Below are 19,430 nucleotides of genomic sequence, written 5' to 3'. Positions count from 1 at the left end.
CAACCATCGCGCGCTCTCGGCGCGCCGGGCGGCGACGCCATGACCGACGCCACCGACACCCTGATGATCGCGGCCATCCAACACGAGTACGGCGGCGCCGAGACGATCTCCACCGGCCGGATTCCCGTTCCTGCGCCCGGACCCAAGGACGTGCTCATCCACGTCGAGGCGGCGGCGATCAACCCGGCCGACGTGTTCCTCATGCGCGGCGTCCCGCGGGTGCTGCGGCTCGGCTCCGGGCTCCGGCGGCCCCGGAACCCCGTCCGGGGGTCCGATGCGGCGGGCACCGTCATGGAGGTGGGCGCCTCGGTCGTGGGGCTGAGCCGGGGCGACCGGGTGTTCGGCGCGGCACGCGGGTCGCTGGCGCAGTACGCGACGGCGACGGCCGCGCGGCTCGCGAGGCTTCCCGACGCGGTCCCGCCCGAGCACGCCGCGGCGGTGGGCATGGCGGGGCTCGCCGCGCTCCACGGGTTGCGGGCCGGGGGCCTGGAGCCCGTGGGCGCGAAGCCCGGGGGCCTGGAGTCCGGCGCCCGGGTGCTCGTCAACGGCGCCTCCGGGGGCATCGGCCACCTCGCCGTGCAGCTCGCGGCCGCGCGCGGTGCGCATGTCACCGCCGTGTGCTCGACGCGCAACGTCGACTGGGTGCGCGACCTGGGCGCGTACCGCGTCGTGGACTACACGCGCGAGTCGCTGCTCGACCTGGGCGAACGCTTCGACCTGGTCTTCGACAACGTGGGCAATCACCGCATCCGGGAGATGCTCGCGCTCGTCGCGGACGGCGGCACCCTGCTGCCCAACTCGGGCGTCCCCGGACCCGACGGCGGACCGATGACCCGGGTCGCCAAGGCTCAGTGGATCAACCTGGTGACCCGGGGCAGACGCGTCACGACCTTCGTCTCGGCGCCGCATCGCGAGGACCTCGAGTCGCTCGCCTCGATGGTGGCGGCGGGCACGCTGCGCCCGCACCTCGACACCGTCTTCGCGCTGACGGAGGCCTCCGCAGCACTCGACCGCGTGGCCGGACACCACGCCGCAGGAAAGGTGGTGGTGACACCATGAAGGCAGTGACCTATCACTCGTACGGTGGGCCGGAGACGCACGAGCTCCGTGACATCCCGGTCCCGGAGCCCGGCGAGGGCGAGGTGCGCATCCGCGTCCGCGACTCCGGGCTGAACCCCTGGGACTGGCACATCTACCGCGGCGACCCGTGGCTCGCGCGCTTCTCCTACGGACTGTTCACCCCCGGCGAGCGGGTCGTGGGGGCCGATGCGGCGGGCGAGATCGACGCGCTCGGCCCCGGCGTCGACGGCTGGGAGGTGGGCGACCGCGCCTTCGGCTTCCTGGGCTTCGGCGCCTGCGCCGAGTACGCGATCGCGAAGGCCTCCAGGGTCGCTCGCATCCCGGACGCGGTGTCCGATGCGGACGCCGCCGCGATCCCCATCGGCGCCATCACGGCGCTCGGGGGGCTCGAGGACGGCGGTGGATGCGAGGGCAGGCGCGTGCTGGTCATCGGCGCGTCGGGAGGCGTGGGCCACCTGGCCGTGCAGGTCGCGCGCGTCCTGGGCGCGAGCCGCGTGGTCGCGGTGTGCTCGGGGAGCAACGCCGCGATGCTGCGCGACCTGGGCGCGGACCGCGTCATCGACTACACGCGCGAGAGCGTGCTCGACTGCGGCGAGACCTTCGACGTGGTCTACGACACGGTGGGCACCACCAGGCTCACCAGGCTCAAGCGGATCATCGAGCCCGACGGGGTGTACCTGGCGGCCGGCGGGCTGGGCGGCGGGCCGCTGCTGGGGCCCGCGTGGGCGATCTTTTCCGCCAAGGCGGTCGCGCCGGTCGCGCGCCGGCGTGTGGTGGTCGTGGGCACCGAGCCGTCGCACGAGAATCTCACTCGCGTCGCGGCCTGGATGGCGGAGGGCCGACTGCACCCCGTGGTGCAGGAGACCTACCCGCTCGAACGGTCCGCGGAGGCGTTCGCGGCGCTCGAGGCGCAGCACGTGGCCGGGAAGGTGGTGCTGCAGGTGGCGTGAGCACGGACGCGACCGGGTCCCGGCCCGGGCGCGCCTAGGCTTGCGCGCATGATGACCATCGGCGACATGGGGGAGGACGCCCTCATCGCGGCGTTCGCCCCGCGGCTTCCCACCACCGACGCGGAGATCCTGGGCCCCGGAGACGACGCCGCCGTCGTCGCGGTCGACGGCGACCTGGTGGTGAGCTCGGACGTGCTGCTCGAGGACCACCACTTCCGCCTCGACTGGTCCAGCCCGGAGGACGTGGGCTGGCGCGCCGCGATGCAGAACCTCGCGGACATCGACGCCATGGGCGCCGTCCCCACGGCGCTCCAGATCACGCTCGCCGCCCCGCCCGCCCTCGAGGCCGACTGGGTGCTGCGGTTCGCCGACGGCCTGCGCGAGGCCTGCGAGCCCCACGGCGTCGGCGTGGTCGGCGGGGACCTGTCCGCGTCCCGCCAGATCTCCATCTCGGTCACCGTCCTGGGCGAGACCCACGGTATGGAGCCCGTGACCCGGGCCGATGCGCTGCCCGGCCAGGTCGTGGCCGTGTCCGGGCCGCTCGGGTCGGCCGCGGCGGGGCTCGCGCAGCTGTCCGCCGGCAAGTTGGTCGACGAGGAGACGGTGGGGCTGTTCCTGCGACCCCGCCCGCGCATCGGCGCCGGTCTCGAGGCCGCGCTGCACGGGGCCACCGCGCTCATGGACGTGTCCGACGGGCTGGTGCGCGACGCGGGCCGCCTCGCCCGGGCGTCCGAGGTCGGGATCGAGATCGACGCGGTGTCCGTGCCGCGGCTGCCGGCGCTGGACGGCGTGGCCGCCGCGCTCGACGGGGACGCGACCGCGTGGGCGCTGACCGGGGGAGAGGACCACCACATGCTCGCGGTCCTGCCGTCCGAGGGCGCGGTGCCGGCGGGCTGGACCGTGGTTGGCCGCACCACGGACGCCTTCGCCGGTGTCCGCGTGGACGGTGAGGTCCCGACCGCGCAGGGCTGGGACCACTTCGGCGGCTGACCCGGCCCGGCCCCCGCGGCCCCCGCGGCCCCCGCGGACGCTCCGCACGGAATGAGGCGCGACGCGCCGGTGAGGAGGCCGCGCATCGTCCCCGGGAACGGCGTGTCGGACTCGAATCCGTGCGCAGTGTCCAGGACGCGGGCGCGCGAAAAGGCGGGTACCACGCGGTACCCGCCTTTTCAGGTCACGGGGTCAGGCCCCGTGCGCGATCAGATGGCGCGCTGAACCTTGCCGGCCTTGAGGCACGAGGTGCACACGTTCACACGCTTGGGGGCACCCGACACCACGGCACGAACGCGCTGGATGTTCGGGTTCCAGCGACGCTTGGTGCGGCGGTGCGAGTGCGAGATGCTGTGACCGAAGGACGGTCCCTTGCCGCAGACGTCGCAATTGGCAGCCACGATAGTTCTCCTAGTGTTGGGCGCAGATCGACCACTCGACCTGCCAAAGTTGTGGGGCCCGGATGATCGGGCAACCGCACTAGAGTAACCGACAAGGCGCGGACCCGGCAAACGCGGCGGGTCGCGCGCGACGATGCAGGGGCGGGCCCGGCGGTGTCGGTGCGTCGTGTGACCATAATACGAGGGCCGTCCGGGACCGCAGGCGGCGTGGACCGGAGGTGACCGTGAGCGAAGCGCATGCGCTGCGCCGGTGGCTGGGGTCCGGCCTCGACGCGATGAAGCGCTCGCGCGGCACTCTCGATCAGATCAACGTCTTTCCGGTGGCCGATGCGGACACGGGCACCAACGTCTACCTCACCTTGCAGGAGGGCAACAGGGCGATCGCGCGCCTGCCGCGCGACGCCTCGCATCGCGACGTGGTCGCGGCCTTCGCGCGCGGGGCCCTGCTGGGCGCGCGCGGCAACTCGGGCGTGATCGTGAGCCAGTACCTGTCCTCGTTCCTGCGGGTGATCGACGAGCGCGGCGGTCTCGACGCGGTCGACGCGCACGCGATCGCGCAGGCGCTCGCGCACGCGGCGCAGGCGGCGTACTCGGCGGTGAGCACGCCGGTGGAGGGCACCATCCTGACCGTCGCGCGGTCGGCGGCGCGGTCCGCCACGGACGTCTCCGCGACGGGCGGGGCGCGCGAGGCCGTCATCGTCGCCGCGGTCGAGGGCGCGCGGGCGGAGTTGCGCCGCACCCAGGAGCAACTGCCCAGCGCGCGCGAGGCGGGCGTCGTGGACGCGGGCGCCGCCGCGCTGGTGCTGCAGCTCGAGATGCTCGCGGAGACCATCGCCGGCGCGGACGCGCTCGCGGCGTCCCCCGAGGTCCAGTGGGAGCTGCCCGGCCGCGGCCACCGCGTGACCTCGCCCGGCAGGCTGGGCCACGGCGATCCGAACGGCGGCGCGTACGAGGTGATGTTCGTCGCCGAGCCCGCCGAGGACGTCGACACGGACGAGCTGCGGGCGAGCGTCGCGCGGGATCTCGAGGCGATCGGCGACTCGGTCGCCGTCAACGCCGGCCACGGCGTGCTCCACGCGCACGTCCACACCGACGAGTCCCACCGTGCCGTCATGGTGGCGTCGGAGGTGCACGCGCGCCAGGTCATCGTCCGCTCGATCGCCATGTCGAGCTTCCCCGACCGCACCGCGACCGGCGTGGTCGCGCTCACCACGTGCCCCGGGCTCGCCGAGCCGCTGGCCGACGCCGGCGCGGTGGTGCTGGTGGTCCCCGACCCCGCGGCGCTGGGCCAGCGCGGCGTCATGCGCGCGGTGCGCGACGCCTCGGGTGCGGAGGCGATCGTGGTCGCCGGCACGCCGGAGCTGCTCGCCGCCGCGCGGGCGCTCGCGGACCGGCGCGGCAGGCCCCGCCTGGTCGTGGTCGACGCGGCGCACGAGGCGCAGGTGATCGCGGCCATCGCGGCGTCGGCGCTCGCGACGCCCGGTGAGGACGTGGTCGGGCTCATGACCGATGCGGTGGAGCGCACCGCGGTCGCGCAGAGCACCGGCGACGCCCTGGACGACGACCTCGACCGCATGGTGGACGGCTCCACCGAGGTGGTGACGCTCATCCTCGCGCGCGGCATCGACGACTCCGTGGGCGAGGCCGCGCGCGCCTCCCTCGAGGCGCGCGCGCCGGGCGCCGACGTGGTCATCTACGAGGGCAGGCAGTCCTGGCCGCCCCTGCTCGTCGGCGTGGAGCGCGCGTGACCTCACGGCTCGACGAGAGGCTCGCGACGGTGCTGGGCACGCGCACCGCGGCCTCGCTCGGGAAGCTCGGCCTGGAGACCGTGGGCGACCTGCTGCGCCACTACCCCCGGCGCTACGGCGAGCCCGGCCAGCTGACCCGGCTGGGCGACCTGGCGATCGGCGAGCACGTCACCGTGATGGCCCAGGTGAGGTCCGCGACGGTGCGCCAGATGTGCTCCCGCGGCGGCGCGATGCTCGAGGCGATCGTCACCGACGGCCACGACAGCCTGCAGCTCACGTTCTTCGCCAAGCGCGCCGGGGTGCTGCGCATGCACGAGGACAAGCTGCGCGCCGGCCGCCAGGGACTTTTCACCGGCACGGTGGGCGACTACCGCGGGCGCCGCCAGCTCACGCACCCGGACTACCTCATCGTGGGCGTCGATTCGGCCACCGAGGACGATGCGCTGGCCGAGGCCTCCCGCCCCATCCCGCTCTATCCGGCGGTCGCGAGCATGCCCACCTGGCGCATCGGCAAGGCCGTGCGCGGGGTCCTCGACCCGCTCACCGAGGCGGACGTCCCCGACCCGCTGCCCGCCTCGCTGCGCGAGTCGCGCGGCCTGCCCACCCTGCTCGAGGCGCTGCGGCTGGTCCACGTTCCCGAGACGGTGGACGATGCACGGCGCGGCCGGGAGCGGCTGCGCTTCGAGGAGGCGCTGGTCCTGCAGACCGCGCTCGCGCGCCGGCGCGCCGACCACGCGGCGCTCGCGGCCGTGCCTCGTCCGGCGGCGGCCGGGGGGCTGGTCGACGCGCTCGACGCCCGGCTGCCGTTCGCGCTGACCGCGGGGCAGAGGTCCGTGGGGGAGACGCTGGCCGGCGACCTCGCGCGCGACACTCCGATGCTGCGGCTGCTCCAGGGCGACGTGGGCTCCGGCAAGACCGTGGTGGCGCTGCGCGCCATGCTGCAGGTGGTGGACGCCGGCGGGCAGGCGGCGCTGCTGGCCCCCACCGAGGTGCTGGCCGCCCAGCACGCCCGGTCGCTGCGGCACCTGTTGGGGCCGCTCGCCGACGCGGGGATGCTGACCGCCGCGGAGGCCGCGACGCGGGTGACGCTGCTCACCGGGTCCCAGGGGTCCAAGGAGCGGCGGCTCGCGCTGGCCGAGGCGGCCTCCGGGGCCGCGGGGATCGTGGTCGGGACGCACGCGCTGCTGAGCGAGACGGTCCAGTTCGCGGACCTGGGGCTGGTGGTGGTCGACGAGCAGCACCGCTTCGGCGTCGAGCAGCGCGACGCGCTGCGGGCGCGCGGCGAGCGGGTGCCGCACACGCTGGTGATGACCGCGACGCCCATCCCGCGCACCGTGGCTATGACGGTCTTCGGGGACCTCGAGACCTCGGTGCTGGGGGAGCGGCCCGCGGGCCGCCAGGAGACCGTGACGCACCTGGTCCCGGCCGGGAACGCCGCGTGGATCGACCGGATCTGGGCGCGCGTGCGCGAGGAGGTCGCGGCGGGCGGGCGCGCCTACGTGGTCTGCCCGCGCATCGACGGCGACACCGAGGAGGAGGCCGAGGAGACGCCGGTCGACGCCGACGGCGGTGCCGGGGCATCCGGCGGCGGCACCCTTGATCTCGACGCCGCCGCCGCCGGCGCGACCGACACCGCTGGCGGGCCGCCGCGACCGCCGCTCGCCGCCGTCGCGGAGGTCGCCGAGCAGTTGCGCGCGCGGCCCGAGCTCGCCGGCATCGAGGTGGAGGCCATGCACGGTCGACTCACCGCGGACCGGAAGGACGCCGCGATGGCCCGCTTCGCGTCCGGTGCGGCGCCGGTGCTGGTGTCCACGACGGTGATCGAGGTGGGCGTGGACGTCCCCGAGGCCACCGTCATGGTGGTGCTGGACGCCCAGCACTTCGGCATCTCGCAGCTGCACCAGCTGCGCGGGCGCGTGGGCCGCGGCGACAAGCCTTCGCTGTGCCTGCTCGTCTCGCTCGCGGAGGAGGGCACCACCGCGCACGAGCGGCTGTCCGCGCTCGCGGCGACCACGGACGGCTTCGTGCTGGCGGAGAAGGACCTCGAGCTGCGCCGCGAGGGCGATGTGCTGGGCGCGGCCCAGTCGGGCGGACGGAACTCGCTGAGGCTCCTGCGGGCGGTGCGCGACGCCGCGCTCATCGACGAGGCCCGCCGCGAGGCCACGGCGCTGGTGGACACGGACCCCGCGCTGGATTCCCACCCCGAGCTCGCCGCGGCCATCGCCTCCATGCTCGACCCCGAGCGCGAGGACTTCCTCAGCCGCTCGTAGGGCCCCGCGCCTGCGCCCGCCGCCCCGCCCGCGCCCGCCGCCCGCTGCTTCCGAATGGGTAGCTGGTGGTCGCTTCTGAGCGATTCCCGCGCGTGAGGGGTAGCTGATTGTCGCTTTGGCGGCTCTTCGCATTTGACGGTGTAGGTCGGTCTGCGGGGTGATGTGGTCGGGGGTAGGGGTCGAGGTCCCCCAGGATGGAAGTTCCTACACACCCGTCCGGAAGACCTCGACTTGTCCCACGCTACCTTCGCCGCGCCCGACCTCACGACCTTCTGCAACCTCGACGCCTTGGGCCTGACGGTCACCGGGCAGCGGATCGACGACGATCGGGCGGTGCTCGAGTGCCGCGTCGCCGACCCTGACGACCGCTGTCACGGGTGCGGGGGCCGGGGCGTGTCACGCGGCACGACAGTTCGCACGCTCGCGCATGAGCCCTTCGGTGGGCGACCCACGACACTGGCGATCCGAGTGCGACGTTGGCGCTGTGCCTCGTGTGAGCGGTTCTGGCGTGACGACCTACGCGCGGCCGCCGAGCCACGGGCGAAGGTCTCGCGCGGCGGCCTCGCATGGGCGCTGACGGCGCTCGTCGTGGACCACCTCAGCGTCGCGAGGATCGCGGCGGGGCTCGGCGTCGCGTGGCACACCGCGAACGACGCGGTCCTGACCGAAGGGCACCGCCAGCTCATCAACGACCCCACCCGCTTCCACGGCGTGCGGGTCCTCGGGGTCGATGAGCACGTGTGGCGACACAGCAGGTTCGGCGGCAACTACGTCACCGTCATCATCGACCTCACTCCGGTACGCGACAAGACCGGCCCGGCCCGGCTACTCGACATGATCCCTGGCAGATCGAAACAGACGTTCCAGACGTGGCTATCCGAGAGGCCTCAGTGCTGGAGGGACCGGATCGACTCCATCGCGATGGACGGCTTCTCCGGGTTCAAGACCGCAGCTGCCGAGGAACTCCCGACCGCGACCGCCGTGATGGATCCCTTCCACGTGGTCAAGCTCGCCGGCGACGCCCTCGACCAGTGCCGTCGCCGCCTGCAGCAAGCCATCCACGGCCATCGAGGACGGGCCGGCGACCCGCTGTACATGGCCCGCCGGATCCTGCATACCGGGCTGGAGTACCTCACCGACCGCCAGTGGGCACGCCTCGAGGCGCTGTTCGACACCGACGACCATGCTGAGGTCGAGGTCACCTGGGGTGTCTACCAGCGCATCATCACCGCCTACCGCCACCCCGACCGCGTCGCCGCCCGCGCCAACTTCGCCGGCCTCATCGAGTCACTGCGCACCGGCGTGCCGGCACCGCTCGTCGAGCTGCGCCGCCTCGGCCGGACCCTGAGCCATCGCGCCGCCGACGTCCTGGCGTACTTCGACCGGCCAGGAACCTCGAACGGACCCACCGAGGCCATCAACGGCCGACTCGAGCACCTCCGCGGATCCGCCCTGGGCTTCCGCAACCTCACCCACTACATCGCCAGGTCCCTGCTCGAGGCCGGCGGCTTCAGACCACTCCTACACCCCTAAATGCGAAGAGCCGCTTTGGCTCGGTCACCCGACGGGTGCGGGTCAGGCTCCGATGCCGTGGCAGAGCCGTGGCCGGTCGCGCGAGCCGAACCAGGCACGGGAGCGCAGAGGATCTTGTTGCCGCGCGCTAGCCGAATTCACGCGTTTTGGGCGGAGCGCGAACCGCCCGTCCAAAACGCATGAATTCGGCTAGCGCCGCGAAGAGAACCCCCACGCTCTCCTACCGACGAGTCGGCTCAGCCCTGCCACACGACAACCAGCTACCCCTCAGGCGCAGCCACCTCGCGAAAGAGACCACCACGTACCAATTCGAGGGGAAACGGGGTCGGGTGGAGAGGGGCGCGTGGAGAGGGGCGCGGGCCGCGGGCGCGGGCGGCCTGGAGACGATCGCCCTACAGCGACCCGCCGGCCTCGTAGAACTCCGTGACCGTCACCCCGCCGGGCAGTGGCACCTGGTGGTCGAGCGACACGAAGCGACCCTGAGAGTCCTGCCACAGCGCGGGCCGCAGCAGCGCGTACTTCTCCTCGTCCCAGCTCGCCCAGTCGTCGAGCAGCAGTCCGCCGGTGTCGCCGGAGTTGGGGTTCACGCACCAGAACGTGTGGTGGAGGCGCCGGTCCACGATGAGGTCGCGCACCGCCTCCATCCATCGGTCCTGCCGCTCGTCCTGGCCCAGGCGCCCGCCCCACTCGCCGATCAGCAGCGGCGCCACCTCCTGGTCGTGGATGTACAGCCAGTTGGGGCCCCACACGTCGTGCTCGAGCGACTCGCGGGAGAACGCGCCCCTGAACCACTCCTGCTCGTACACGAGCGGCCCGTACTCGTGCGGCGAGTACACCAGTCGGTCCTGGTATTCGCCCAGGTCCAGCGGGTGACGCGCGACGCCGCGCAGGTTTCCGCCCCACCACGTGGAGAAGTACGCCTCGCGATCCGTCGAGCCCCACGACCGCCCGTCGCGCGGGTAGATCTCGATCCCCTCGACGAGCACCAGCGCGTCCGGGTGGATCTCGAGCAGCCGCAGTGCGAGCGACTCGGCCACGTGCGCCCAGTTGTCCGCGTCGCGCGAGCCGTCCCACTTGGCGCGCGGGGACTCGTCGGCCTGCCCGTGCGGCTCGTTCTGGAGGTCGAAGCCCAGGATCGTGTCGTCCTCGCGGTAGCGCTGGGCGATCCACTCCCAGCCCGTGACGAAGTCCGCCGCGGACACGGACCCTGAGAACCACATCGGCGCCATGTGGCCCATGTTGTCGGCCTCCGCCGAGTGCACGTCGAGGATCACCTTGACGCCGCGCTCCCGGCATCCCGCGAGGAACGCGTCGAACACCTCGAGTGTCGTGAGCCCCGCCTGCGGCCCGGCCTGGTTGATCGCGCTGGGCACCTGGGCCTCGCCCGCACGCCACTCGAGTAGCAGTTCCGTCGAGATGGGCACGCGCAGCACGTTCAGTCCGCGCTGCGCGACCTGGTCGAGGATCGCGTCCATGTCCGCGTTGGACAGGCCGTGGAGCACGCGCTCGGACGTGTTGAATCCGAACCAGTTCGCCCCTGTGAGCCACACCTGGTTCCCGTCGAGGTCGACGATGCGGTTGCCGTCCGTGCGCAGCCAGTCGTCGCCGTCGCCCGGGGTCGCCGGCGGGACATCCGCGGCGGGGGTGGACGAATCCGTGCTCGAGACCGGGGACGATGCGCCGCCCGCCCCGGCTTCCGCCTCGCCGTCTGCGCCGGTCGCCGCGCCGTCGCACCCCTGTGCGAGCGCGTCGGGCGCGTCGCCGGACGCGGTGAAGCCGAAGTCCACGGCGTCGCCCGCGGCGAGGGCGCGGTTGTAGTCGACCGCGCCGGCGGTGGCGCGGCCCGTGGCGCCCGAGGCGAGCGTGGCGTTCCACGCGGCGTCGACCGTCGCGTCGCCCAGGTCGAGCGAAGCCGACCAGTCCTCGAGGGCGGCGTGCGCCTCGATCGTGAGCGCGGCCTGGAAGCCGCCCTCCCAGGTGTTCTCGATCGCAGCGGAGACGGTGCACACGGCGGGCGCGTCCGCGGCCGCGGAGGAGGTGGCGGGGGAGGGCGTGGCGCCGGCGGGCGCGCCGGGCGAGGCCGCGCCGGGCGAGGCCGCGCCGGGCGAGGCAAGCGACGACGCCTCGGACGGTCCGGCGCCGGGCTCCGCCGCGGCGCCTCCCGCGAGCGACGTCACCATCAGCGTGCCTCCCACGCCCAGGCCGACCAGTCCGACGCAGCCGGCAACGATCCACACGGGGCGGGGAACCCGCCTCGCGGCCACACGAAAACTCACTTGCTCTCCACACATCGACTCAGGCAACGCGCCGCCACCGGGTGCGGCACCGATGGCATGGCGTTCCCTGTCGGGCCCGCCGGGTGCTTAGAGTAGTCGCCGTGCTTCCGCTCGACCGCTCCGATGTGCAGCTGGCGAGCCTGCGCGCCTTGGCGCAGGCGCAGCTGACGGACGGCATCCTGCCCTTCTGGGAGCGGCATGCGTTCGACGCCGACGGGAACCTCCGCGGCGTCGTCACGCGGGACCTCGAGTACCGGGACGGGCCGCGCCACTCGGTGGTGGCGGCGCGCATCCTGTGGGCGTTCGCCGCGGCCGCGGAGGCGCTCCCCGAACGCCGTGAGCGCTACCTCACCACCGCCCGCCTCGCCCTGGGCACCCTGGTCGACCGGATGTGGGACCCGCGCTACGGGGGCGTCTACTGGGCGACCGCGGGCGACGGCGCCGTGCTCGACGACCGCAAGCAGGTGTACGCGCAGGCCTTCGCCATCCTCGCCCTGGCGCGGTGGTCGCGGGTGGCCGGCGACGACGAGGCGCTCGACCGTGCCCTGTGGCTCGCGCGCGCCCTCGAGGCCGCGGCGCTCGACGAGGAGCGCGGCGGCTACGCCGAGGCCCTCGCCCGCGACTGGACCCCGACGGACCGCACCGCGCTGTCCGACGCCGACCCCACGGTTCCTCGTACCACCAACACCCAGATCCACGTGTTCGAGGCGCTCACCGAGCTGCTGCGCGCGAGCGGCGACGCCCGCGTGGCCGCGTCCCTTACGGCGCTGCTGCGCACGTTCCTCAACAACGTGGTGCGCGCCGAGCCCTTCCCCCATGCGGCCGTCTACTTCGACCGCCGGTGGCGCCCGCTCTCGGACGCGGTGACCTACGGACACGACCTCGAGGCGTCCTGGCTGGTGCAGGAGGCCTGGCGGGAGATCGCGGCGGCGGGCATCGCGGACGCGGGGCTCGAACGCCGTGCGCGCCGCGTCGCCCTCGACCTCGCCGAGGCCGTGCGGGAGCGCGCGCTCGAGGCCGACGGCGCCGTTCCTTACCTGGGCGACCACACCGGCGCCGTTGACCGCGAGCGCCACTGGTGGACGCAGGCCGAGGGCGTGGTCGGATGGCTCGCCGCCTACGAGCTGGGCGGCCGTCGCGAGGATCGCGCCGCGGCCATCCGCGCCTGGGACTTCATCGAGCGACACCTGGTCGACCGCGAGCACGGCGACTGGCACGCCCGGCTGGACCCCGACAACCGGGTGATGACCGAGGGTGCCGGCGACGTGAAGATGGGACCTTGGAGGGACCCGTATCACAACGTGCGCGCGTGCCTCGAGGTGATGCGCCGCATCGGCTAGCTCGCTCCGATGCGATCGGCGCCCGCCCGTGTGACCTGTGTCACACGGTTTGACGCGGGGGGTGGCGGCGTCGTAATAATGCCGTTACCGCTGGTCGGTGCGTACACGGGCGCCGGTCTCCGGTTCACATCCCACGTGCGCTGAGGAGAGCCCCATGCCCCACGACCAGAGCGGCAAGCGCCGCACCGCACTCAAGATCACCCTCGCAGGCATCGCGGTCGTCGGCATCGGCGCGGTCGCCACCTCCGCCGCCTGGACCGACACCGTCCTGTTCGTGGCCGACGCCTCGGCCGCGACCTTCGACCTCCAGGGAAGCGCCGACGGCGGAGTCTCCTGGGAGGACGCGAACGATGATGAGGCCAGCGACACCTCGGGAGTCGTGGTCATCGACGTCGCGGAGTTCGAGGACCTCCTGCCGGGCGAGGTGCGCCAGTTCGACGTCCTCCTCCGCAACGCGGGCTCGACCGAGATCACCCTGGCGACGCCGGGGGTGACCCTCGTCGGCGACCTGTTCGACGGCACGCTGGACCTCACCGCCTCCGACGCCGACGACCCCGCGGATGTCGCGGTGACCGACACGGACGGCGTCGTCCTGGCCGCCTACGACGCCTCGACCGGCGTCTACGCCGAGTACGCCGCGACGGTCACGGTGACGGCACCCGACTGGGATCGCAGCTACGTGGGCGCCACGGGTTCCTTCTTCCTGAGCTTCACCGGCACCGCGTCCTGACCCGGCCCCCTCGCCTCCGTCTGTGACGCTCACGCGCGTGCTGCGCACCCTCGGCGGCGCCGCCCTCTGGGTGGCCGCCTCCGTCGGCGTGCTCTCGGGCGGGCTGTGGGCCGCGACCCAGGTGGGCCTGGTCAAGCCGCTCATCGTCATCTCGGGCTCGATGGAGCCCCAGATCATGACCGGCGACCTGCTCATCGCGACCCGCGCCGCGCCTGCGGACCTTGCCGTCGGTGACGTGGCAACCATGGTGAGCCCCCAGACGGGCGTCCTGGTCACCCACCGCATCGTCTCGATCGAGGTCGAGGGCGAGGCCTGGGAGATCGTGATGCGTGGCGACGCGAACGACGACGATGATCCCGTCCCCTACGTGGGTGAGGGGCCCGTCTGGACGCCGCAGGTGCAGGTGCCTGAGCTGGGGCGCTGGGTGATGTCCCTGGGCACGCCGGGCGTCGTGATCCCCGGGCTGGCAGGAGTGGCGGCGCTCGTCGTGCTCGCGCTGCTGCGCGATCCGCGCCGCCCCGCCGTTTCCGGGGACGATGCACGGGCCGGGGATCGCCCGACGGTCGCCGAGCCGGCGACGGGGGCGGGGGAGCGGTGAGCAGGGCTGCGCTCGTCGCCGCGGCCGTCGCCGTCTTCGCCGTCGCGACGCTGGCGCTCGCCGCGACGCAGGCGCGCACGACGTACGCCGCGCCCATCTCCGCGGCCGCCACGGTGGACCTGGGCACGCTCGGCCCCGGCGACGTCGCGACCGGCACCGCTGCGCTGGACGTGCCGGTGGACGCCGTGGTCACGAGCTCGGAGTGGATCGAGCTCAGTGGCATCGCCCGCGAACTCGACATCTCCGCGGCCCTGTGCGCGGCGGACGGGTGCATCGACGTCACGCCCGGCGCCGCCGGGCAGCGCGTGGAGGCCGGCGGCTACACGTTCACCGTGACGGCGTCGCTGCCCCGGCTCGCCTCCGGCACGGGCACCGCGGTCGGCCTCGTGACGCTGATGCAGGCCGGGGAACTCTCCGCAACCGGCGGCGCCGTGCGCTGGCCGCTCGTGGCGCTCGCGGTCGCTGCGCTGGGTGCCGGTGGGATTCTCGCCTGGAGCGGCCGGCGCCGCGCGGAGCGCGCGCCATGACGCGGCGCGCGGCGGCGACTGCGGCGGTGACGAGCCTGGCTGTCGCGTTCCTCGCGATCGCCGGCCTCGCGACGACGCGGACCTCCGCGGCCTGGACCGACCAGGTCGCCGTCACCGCGGTCGTGTCGGCCGGCTACTGGGATGACAATCCGTTCGCGGGCGTGATCACGACCGAGGTCCAGGGAGTGGCCATCGCGGTCGAGTCCGTCGTGCAGGGGCAGCGGCCGTGCGCCGTCGTCACGATCACCACCGACTCCGCCGCTCCCCTCGCCTGGAGCCTGCGACTCGACACGACGGTGCCGCCGTTCGCGGGGCTCACGCTCGCGGACGTGAGCGTCACGCCCGGCTCGGCGGTCGCGGACGGCGACTCGCTGCTGGTGACCGGGCGCGGCGCCGGCGGATCCGTCGTCGCAGGGACCCCCGCGACGGTGCGCATCTGCGTGCCCGCGGCGTAGCCGCGCGGAGAAGTGCGCAGGAGCGCACCGCGCCGCCGCCCCCTACGCTGGCCCCATGACCAGGATCATCGCGGGCGAGTGGGGAGGCCGGCGCATCGCCGTCCCCCCGCGCGGCACCCGCCCCACGACCGACCGCGTCCGCGAGGCCGTGTTCAGCCGCCTCGACCACGCCGACCTGCTGCGCGGCGCGCGCGTGCTCGACCTGTTCGCCGGCTCCGGCGCCCTGGGGCTCGAGGCCCTCAGCAGGGGCGCGGCCTCCGCGACCTTCGTCGAGGCCGATGCGCGGGCCGCCGGGGTCATCCGCGGCAACGTCCGCGACCTGGGCGCCGGGGGACGCGTCCAGGTCGCCAAGGAGCGGGCGGCCACCTTCCTCTCCCGCGGGGATCAGGAGTGGGACCTCGCGCTCGCGGATCCGCCCTACGACATCCCGGCCACGGACCTGGCCGCGGTGCTCGCGGCCCTGGCCCCGCGCATCGTCCCCGGGGGTGCCGTGGTGCTCGAGTGGTCCGCCCGCGCGGGCGACGCGCCGTGGCCCGCGGGCCTCGAGCCCGTCGCCAGCAAGGCCTACGGGGAGACCGCGATCCACTACGCGGAGGCCGTGCCAGGCGCTTTGGAGGGCGACCCCGGCGAACGATAGGTTCGTGCCATGACCACCGCCGTCTTTCCCGGCTCGTTCGACCCCGTCACCTGGGGACACGTGGACATCGCGACCCGCGCGCGAGCCATGTTCTCCCGGGTGATCGTCGCCGTCGCCCACAACACCGCCAAGACCCCCATGCTCGACGTGGGCGCCCGGGTGGAGCTCGCCCGGCGGGCCGTGTCCCCGCTCGAGGGCGTGGACGTCATGCCGGTGGACGGGCTGCTCGTGGACTTCTGCCGCGAGGTGGGCGCCGGCGTGATCGTCAAGGGCCTGCGCGGCGGCACGGACTACGACTACGAGCGCCCCATGGCGCTCATGAACCGCTCCATGACGGGCATCGAGACGGTGTTCATCACGGGTGACAACGCGCTCAGCCACGTCGCCTCGTCGTTCGTGCGGGACATCGCGCGCCACGGCGGCAGCATCTCCCGGTACGTCCCGGACGGCGTCGTGGACGCCGTCTCCGCCGCCGTCGCGGCGGAGGAGCGCGAGCGGGTCTGAACCCGCGCATCGTCCAGGGGCGCCCGACTTGAGTGGGAGCCCTCCATCGCGTACAGTATTGCGCTGGCCCTGCCGTGAGGCGCGGGCCGTGGTCCTCAAGGGCCGGAACGACTCGGGAGGCGCACGTGGCACACCACCCTGCGACCTCACCGTTCGACCTCGTAGTGCGCGATCTGATGGGACGCCCCGGCGCCCAGCGGATGGTGGACACGACGTTCCCGGCCCCCACGGACCTCGGCACGGATCTCATCGGGGTGCCCGCCGGTTCCGACGTGCGGCTCGACCTGAGCCTCGAGTCGGTGCAGGAGGGCATCTGGGTCTCCGGAACCGTCATCGCGCAAGCGACGGGGGAGTGCGGACGCTGTCTCGACACGGTGCGCCACGATGTGGCCGCGCCCGTGCAGGGGCTGTTCGCCTATCCCGACGCCGAGCGCGACGAGGATGAAGGGGACGCGGAGGACCTGTTCGAGCTCGAGGGCGATGTCCTGGAACTCGAAACGGTGGTGACGGACGCGGTGGTGACGAGCCTCCCGTTCACGCCGCTGTGCACCCCGGACTGCCCGGGGCTGTGCGACCAGTGTGGCGCGCGGCTCGCGGACGATCCGGAGCACGCCCACGAGGACCTCGACCCCCGGTGGTCGACCCTCCAGAGACTGTTCGACGAGAAAGAGAGTTAGCTGTGGCTGTTCCGAAGCGCAAGATGTCGCGCAGCAACACCCGTGCGCGTCGTTCGCAGTGGAAGACCACCGCTGCCAACACCGCTACGTGCCCCCAGTGCAAGGCCCTCAAGCTGCAGCACACCGCGTGCCCGTCGTGCGGCGCCTACAACGGCCGCCAGTACGTCGAGGCGCTGCGCACCGAGCACGAGGGCTGAGTTACCGAGCCTTCCGCGAGCACGAGCAGATGACACCCGGACACGACGCCGCTGACGCGTTGATCGCCCGGGTGGGGGTCGACATCGATCCCGATCTGCTCGTGCTCGCGCTCACTCACCGGTCGTTCGCCTACGAGGCCGGCGGCCTGCCCACCAACGAGCGCCTGGAGTTCCTGGGCGACTCGGTGCTGGGCGTCGTGGTGACCGAGCACCTATACCGCACCCACCCCGACCTGCCCGAGGGCGAGCTCGCGAAGATGCGCGCCGCGATCGTCTCGCAGCGCTCCCTCGCCAAGGCCGCCCGCGCGCTCGAGCTGGGACCCTGCGTCCTGCTGGGCAAGGGCGAGCGGACCACCGGCGGCCACGACAAGGACTCGATCCTGTGCGACGCCTTCGAGGCGATCCTGGGCGCCATCTATCTCACGCACGGCCTCGAGGTCGCCCGCACCGCGGTGATGCGGCACGTGGGCGACCTGATCGCGGCCGCCGCCACCTCCGGCGTCGCGCTCGACTGGAAGACGTCGCTCCAGGAGGCCTGCGCCGAGCGCGGCCTGGGCGCGCCCGTCTACGACGTCGTGGGCGAGGGCCCCGACCACGCCCGCCTCTTCACCGCCACCGTCCTGCTCAAGGGCGAGCCGCGCGGCACCGGCACCGGCACGGCCAAGAAGCACGCCGAGCAGGAGGCCGCCGCGCAGGCGTACGCCTCGCTCACCGACGTCTCCGCCACCTGATCCGCGGGCCCGCGCGTGCCCGCGGTGCGCGGAGGTCGATCCGCACTGTCCTGGAGTTGGGCCGTGCTGGAGTCGGGCTGTGCTTGAGTTGACCCGTGCCTGAGCTGCCCGAGGTCGAGACCGTCCGGCAGGGCCTCGCCGCGCTCGTGACCGGCGCCCGCATCTCCCGCGTCGAGATCCGCCGCGACTCGTGCGTGCGGCTCCTGCCCGGGGGCGCCGCCGAGTTCGCCGCCCTGGTCGAGGGCGCGCGCCTCGCGCGGCTGGTCCGCCGGGGCAAGTTCCTCTGGGCGGAGTTGTCCGAGGACGATGCAGGGGCAGGGGCAGGGGCCGTGGACGATGCAGGGTCCGTGGACGATGCGCCGCGCGCCTCCGCGCCGCCCGTCCTCGCCTTGTCGGCCCACCTGGGCATGTCGGGCCAGTTCCGAGTCCACGACGCCGTGGGCCGCGAGGCTCCGGAGCCGCACCGGCACTGTCGGGCCCGCCTCACGCTCGCCGAGCCCGACCTCACCCTCGACTTCCTCGACCAGCGCACGTTCGGCTACCTGCACGCCGAGCCGCTCGTCGCGACCCCCGACGGCGGCCCGGGCGGGCTCGGGACGTCGATGCCCGTGCTGCCCGCCTCCGTGGCCCACATCGGGCGCGACGCGCTCGACCCGGCGCTCGACCTGGTCGCCGCCTCGCGCGCCCTCCGGCGCGGGACCCGGGGCATCAAGCAGGTCCTGCTCGATCAGACGGTCGTGAGCGGGATCGGCAACATCTACGCCGACGAGGCGCTCTGGCTCGCCCGCGTCCACCCGGAGCGTCCCGCCAGGGCCGTCACCGCATCGTCCGCGCGCACGCTGCTCGAGGCCGTGCGTGAGGTGATGGGACGCGCGCTCGCCCAGGGAGGCACCAGTTTCGACGCCCTGTACGTCAATGTGAACGGGGAATCCGGGTACTTCTCGCGCTCGCTCGAGGCGTACGGGAGGGCGGGGGAGCCGTGCTCGCGGTGCGGCTCGGCGCTGCGGCGCGAGACCATCGGCGGGCGGTCGACGCACTGGTGCGCGCGATGCCAGCGGAGATGGGCTGCGCGTCGTGAGGGGCAAAGGTCCTAGACGCGGTAGCATTCCGGGTATGTCTGACATCACAGTGCTGGTTCTTGACGATCACGAGGTCGTCCGGCGAGGGATCTGCGACATTCTCGAGCGTGCGGACGGCATCGCCGTCGTCGCCGAGGCCTCCACGGTCGCGCAGGCGGTGCGCCGCGCCGAGGCCGTGCGTCCTCAGGTGATCCTCTCCGACCTGCGCCTGCCCGACGGCACCGGCCTGGACGTCATCAGCCACGTCCGCCACAAGCTGCCCGACACCCGCATCGTGGTGCTCACCAGCTACGACGACGACGAGGCGCGCGCCGCCGCCCGCGCGGCCGGCGCCGACGTGTTCCTCGCGAAGACCGCCGGCTCGCCCGAGGTGCTCCAGGCGGTCCGCGACGCGGCCACCGGTCGTGAGCACGGCCAGCACATCACCGTCCACGAGGACGACGTGGTCGCCCGCCTCACCCCCATGGAGCGTCGCGTGCTCGACCTCGTGGGCGCCGGCCTGGCGAACCGCGAGATCGCCGAGAAGCTGGGCATCGCCGAGAAGACCGTGAAGAACCACGTCACCTCGGTGCTCGCGAAGATGGGCCTGCAGCGCCGCACCCAGGTGGTCGCCTGGGCGACGGCCAAGCGCGCGCACTCCTTCCGCGGCTGACCTCTCCGTCCCGGACCGCGTCACCCCTCCACACGTTTTCGACACTGCTCCACAC

General features: G+C 73.6%; 20 protein-coding genes. 18 read left to right on the top strand and 2 right to left on the bottom strand.

The features are described from left to right. The first annotated feature begins 39 nt into the window (after nt 1-39). The 3 genes from AOM03_RS04815 to AOM03_RS04805 are packed head-to-tail and all read left to right on the top strand — an operon-like array spanning nt 40 to nt 3,020. Nucleotides 40-1,059 carry an NAD(P)-dependent alcohol dehydrogenase gene (locus tag AOM03_RS04815; RefSeq protein ID WP_062378675.1) on the top strand — a complete coding sequence of 340 codons (1,020 nt, stop codon included), beginning with the start codon at nt 40-42 and terminating at the stop codon, nt 1,057-1,059. After that, nucleotides 1,056-2,030 (top strand): NAD(P)-dependent alcohol dehydrogenase, encoded by a 975-nt coding sequence (locus AOM03_RS04810; protein WP_082092113.1) that lies wholly within the window; start codon nt 1,056-1,058, stop codon nt 2,028-2,030. The genes AOM03_RS04815 and AOM03_RS04810 overlap by 4 nt, the downstream gene beginning before the upstream one ends. A gap of 48 nt (nt 2,031-2,078) precedes the next feature. Then, complete coding sequence (locus AOM03_RS04805) at nt 2,079-3,020, top strand: thiamine-phosphate kinase (RefSeq protein ID WP_082092112.1); 942 nt, start codon at nt 2,079-2,081, stop codon at nt 3,018-3,020. Between the two features lie 209 nt (nt 3,021-3,229). On the opposite strand, the gene rpmB is transcribed toward AOM03_RS04805, so the two are convergent. Then, entirely contained in the window at nt 3,230-3,421 is a 192-nt protein-coding gene (gene rpmB, locus AOM03_RS04800) for a 50S ribosomal protein L28 (RefSeq protein ID WP_062378670.1), read from the bottom strand. A gap of 224 nt (nt 3,422-3,645) precedes the next feature. On the opposite strand from rpmB, the gene AOM03_RS04795 reads away from it, so the two are divergent. The 3 genes from AOM03_RS04795 (at nt 3,646) to AOM03_RS04785 (ending at nt 8,972) form a co-directional block, all read left to right on the top strand. Then, nucleotides 3,646-5,169 carry a DAK2 domain-containing protein gene (locus AOM03_RS04795; protein WP_156157615.1) on the top strand — a complete coding sequence of 508 codons (1,524 nt, stop codon included), beginning with the start codon at nt 3,646-3,648 and terminating at the stop codon, nt 5,167-5,169. Next, nucleotides 5,166-7,439: an ATP-dependent DNA helicase RecG gene (locus AOM03_RS04790; RefSeq protein ID WP_062378664.1), complete on the top strand. Its 2,274-nt coding sequence runs from the start codon at nt 5,166-5,168 to the stop codon at nt 7,437-7,439. Before AOM03_RS04795 ends, AOM03_RS04790 begins: the two co-directional genes overlap by 4 nt. 231 nt (nt 7,440-7,670) lie before the next feature. Beyond that, the gene (locus AOM03_RS04785; protein ID WP_062378662.1) at nt 7,671-8,972 is read left to right on the top strand and encodes an ISL3 family transposase; all 1,302 of its coding nucleotides are present in this window, start codon (nt 7,671-7,673) and stop codon (nt 8,970-8,972) included. 392 nt (nt 8,973-9,364) lie between these two features. Here the strand turns inward: AOM03_RS04785 and AOM03_RS04780 are convergent, their stop codons facing one another. Next, nucleotides 9,365-11,209, bottom strand: a complete 1,845-nt coding sequence (locus AOM03_RS04780) for a cellulase family glycosylhydrolase (RefSeq protein WP_227589882.1) — start codon at nt 11,207-11,209, stop codon at nt 9,365-9,367. Nucleotides 11,210-11,349: 140 nt separating this feature from the next. On the opposite strand from AOM03_RS04780, the gene AOM03_RS04770 reads away from it, so the two are divergent. From AOM03_RS04770 to AOM03_RS04715, 12 genes are all read left to right on the top strand, one after another. Next, entirely contained in the window at nt 11,350-12,588 is a 1,239-nt protein-coding gene (locus tag AOM03_RS04770) for an AGE family epimerase/isomerase (RefSeq protein WP_062378658.1), read from the top strand. 154 nt (nt 12,589-12,742) lie between these two features. Next, nucleotides 12,743-13,318 carry a hypothetical protein gene (locus tag AOM03_RS04765; protein WP_062378656.1) on the top strand — a complete coding sequence of 192 codons (576 nt, stop codon included), beginning with the start codon at nt 12,743-12,745 and terminating at the stop codon, nt 13,316-13,318. A 22-nt stretch (nt 13,319-13,340) separates the two neighbouring features. After that, the gene (locus AOM03_RS04760) at nt 13,341-13,916 is read left to right on the top strand and encodes a signal peptidase I (RefSeq protein WP_082092110.1); all 576 of its coding nucleotides are present in this window, start codon (nt 13,341-13,343) and stop codon (nt 13,914-13,916) included. Beyond that, on the top strand, nt 13,913-14,443 hold the full coding sequence (locus AOM03_RS04755) for a hypothetical protein (protein ID WP_062378652.1): 531 nt from the start codon (nt 13,913-13,915) through the stop codon (nt 14,441-14,443). Before AOM03_RS04760 ends, AOM03_RS04755 begins: the two co-directional genes overlap by 4 nt. Nucleotides 14,444-14,469: 26 nt before the next feature. Further along, complete coding sequence (locus AOM03_RS04750; protein ID WP_156157613.1) at nt 14,470-14,898, top strand: hypothetical protein; 429 nt, start codon at nt 14,470-14,472, stop codon at nt 14,896-14,898. A gap of 55 nt (nt 14,899-14,953) precedes the next feature. Then, nucleotides 14,954-15,535 (top strand): 16S rRNA (guanine(966)-N(2))-methyltransferase RsmD, encoded by a 582-nt coding sequence (gene rsmD, locus AOM03_RS04745; RefSeq protein ID WP_062378648.1) that lies wholly within the window; start codon nt 14,954-14,956, stop codon nt 15,533-15,535. Nucleotides 15,536-15,544: 9 nt separating this feature from the next. Beyond that, complete coding sequence (gene coaD / locus AOM03_RS04740) at nt 15,545-16,039, top strand: pantetheine-phosphate adenylyltransferase (protein ID WP_062378646.1); 495 nt, start codon at nt 15,545-15,547, stop codon at nt 16,037-16,039. 125 nt (nt 16,040-16,164) lie between these two features. After that, nucleotides 16,165-16,716 carry a YceD family protein gene (locus AOM03_RS04735; protein ID WP_369345441.1) on the top strand — a complete coding sequence of 184 codons (552 nt, stop codon included), beginning with the start codon at nt 16,165-16,167 and terminating at the stop codon, nt 16,714-16,716. Between the two features lie 2 nt (nt 16,717-16,718). Then, nucleotides 16,719-16,913, top strand: coding sequence for a 50S ribosomal protein L32 (rpmF, locus tag AOM03_RS04730; protein WP_062378643.1), 195 nt, complete (start codon nt 16,719-16,721; stop codon nt 16,911-16,913). A gap of 29 nt (nt 16,914-16,942) precedes the next feature. Beyond that, nucleotides 16,943-17,644 (top strand): ribonuclease III, encoded by a 702-nt coding sequence (gene rnc / locus AOM03_RS04725; protein WP_062378639.1) that lies wholly within the window; start codon nt 16,943-16,945, stop codon nt 17,642-17,644. A 95-nt stretch (nt 17,645-17,739) separates the two neighbouring features. Next, nucleotides 17,740-18,738: a bifunctional DNA-formamidopyrimidine glycosylase/DNA-(apurinic or apyrimidinic site) lyase gene (mutM, locus tag AOM03_RS04720; protein WP_062378637.1), complete on the top strand. Its 999-nt coding sequence runs from the start codon at nt 17,740-17,742 to the stop codon at nt 18,736-18,738. Between the two features lie 19 nt (nt 18,739-18,757). Then, nucleotides 18,758-19,375: a response regulator gene (locus tag AOM03_RS04715; RefSeq protein WP_062378635.1), complete on the top strand. Its 618-nt coding sequence runs from the start codon at nt 18,758-18,760 to the stop codon at nt 19,373-19,375. Nucleotides 19,376-19,430 lie beyond the last annotated feature (55 nt).

The organism is Demequina pelophila, assembly GCF_000971175.1.
GTDB classification, from domain to species: domain Bacteria; phylum Actinomycetota; class Actinomycetes; order Actinomycetales; family Demequinaceae; genus Demequina; species Demequina pelophila.
Note: the sequence above shows the minus strand (reverse complement) of the source record. Positions and strands in the feature narration are given on the sequence as shown.

Coding starts and splice junctions, on each gene's coding strand:
- coaD (WP_062378646.1), top strand. CDS start 15,545: ATGACCACCGCCGTCTTTCCCGGCTCGTTCGACCCCGTCACCTGGGGA.
- AOM03_RS04715 (WP_062378635.1), top strand. CDS start 18,758: ATGTCTGACATCACAGTGCTGGTTCTTGACGATCACGAGGTCGTCCGG.
- AOM03_RS04815 (WP_062378675.1), top strand. CDS start 40: ATGACCGACGCCACCGACACCCTGATGATCGCGGCCATCCAACACGAG.
- AOM03_RS04805 (WP_082092112.1), top strand. CDS start 2,079: ATGATGACCATCGGCGACATGGGGGAGGACGCCCTCATCGCGGCGTTC.
- AOM03_RS04765 (WP_062378656.1), top strand. CDS start 12,743: ATGCCCCACGACCAGAGCGGCAAGCGCCGCACCGCACTCAAGATCACC.
- AOM03_RS04810 (WP_082092113.1), top strand. CDS start 1,056: ATGAAGGCAGTGACCTATCACTCGTACGGTGGGCCGGAGACGCACGAG.
- rnc (WP_062378639.1), top strand. CDS start 16,943: ATGACACCCGGACACGACGCCGCTGACGCGTTGATCGCCCGGGTGGGG.
- rsmD (WP_062378648.1), top strand. CDS start 14,954: ATGACCAGGATCATCGCGGGCGAGTGGGGAGGCCGGCGCATCGCCGTC.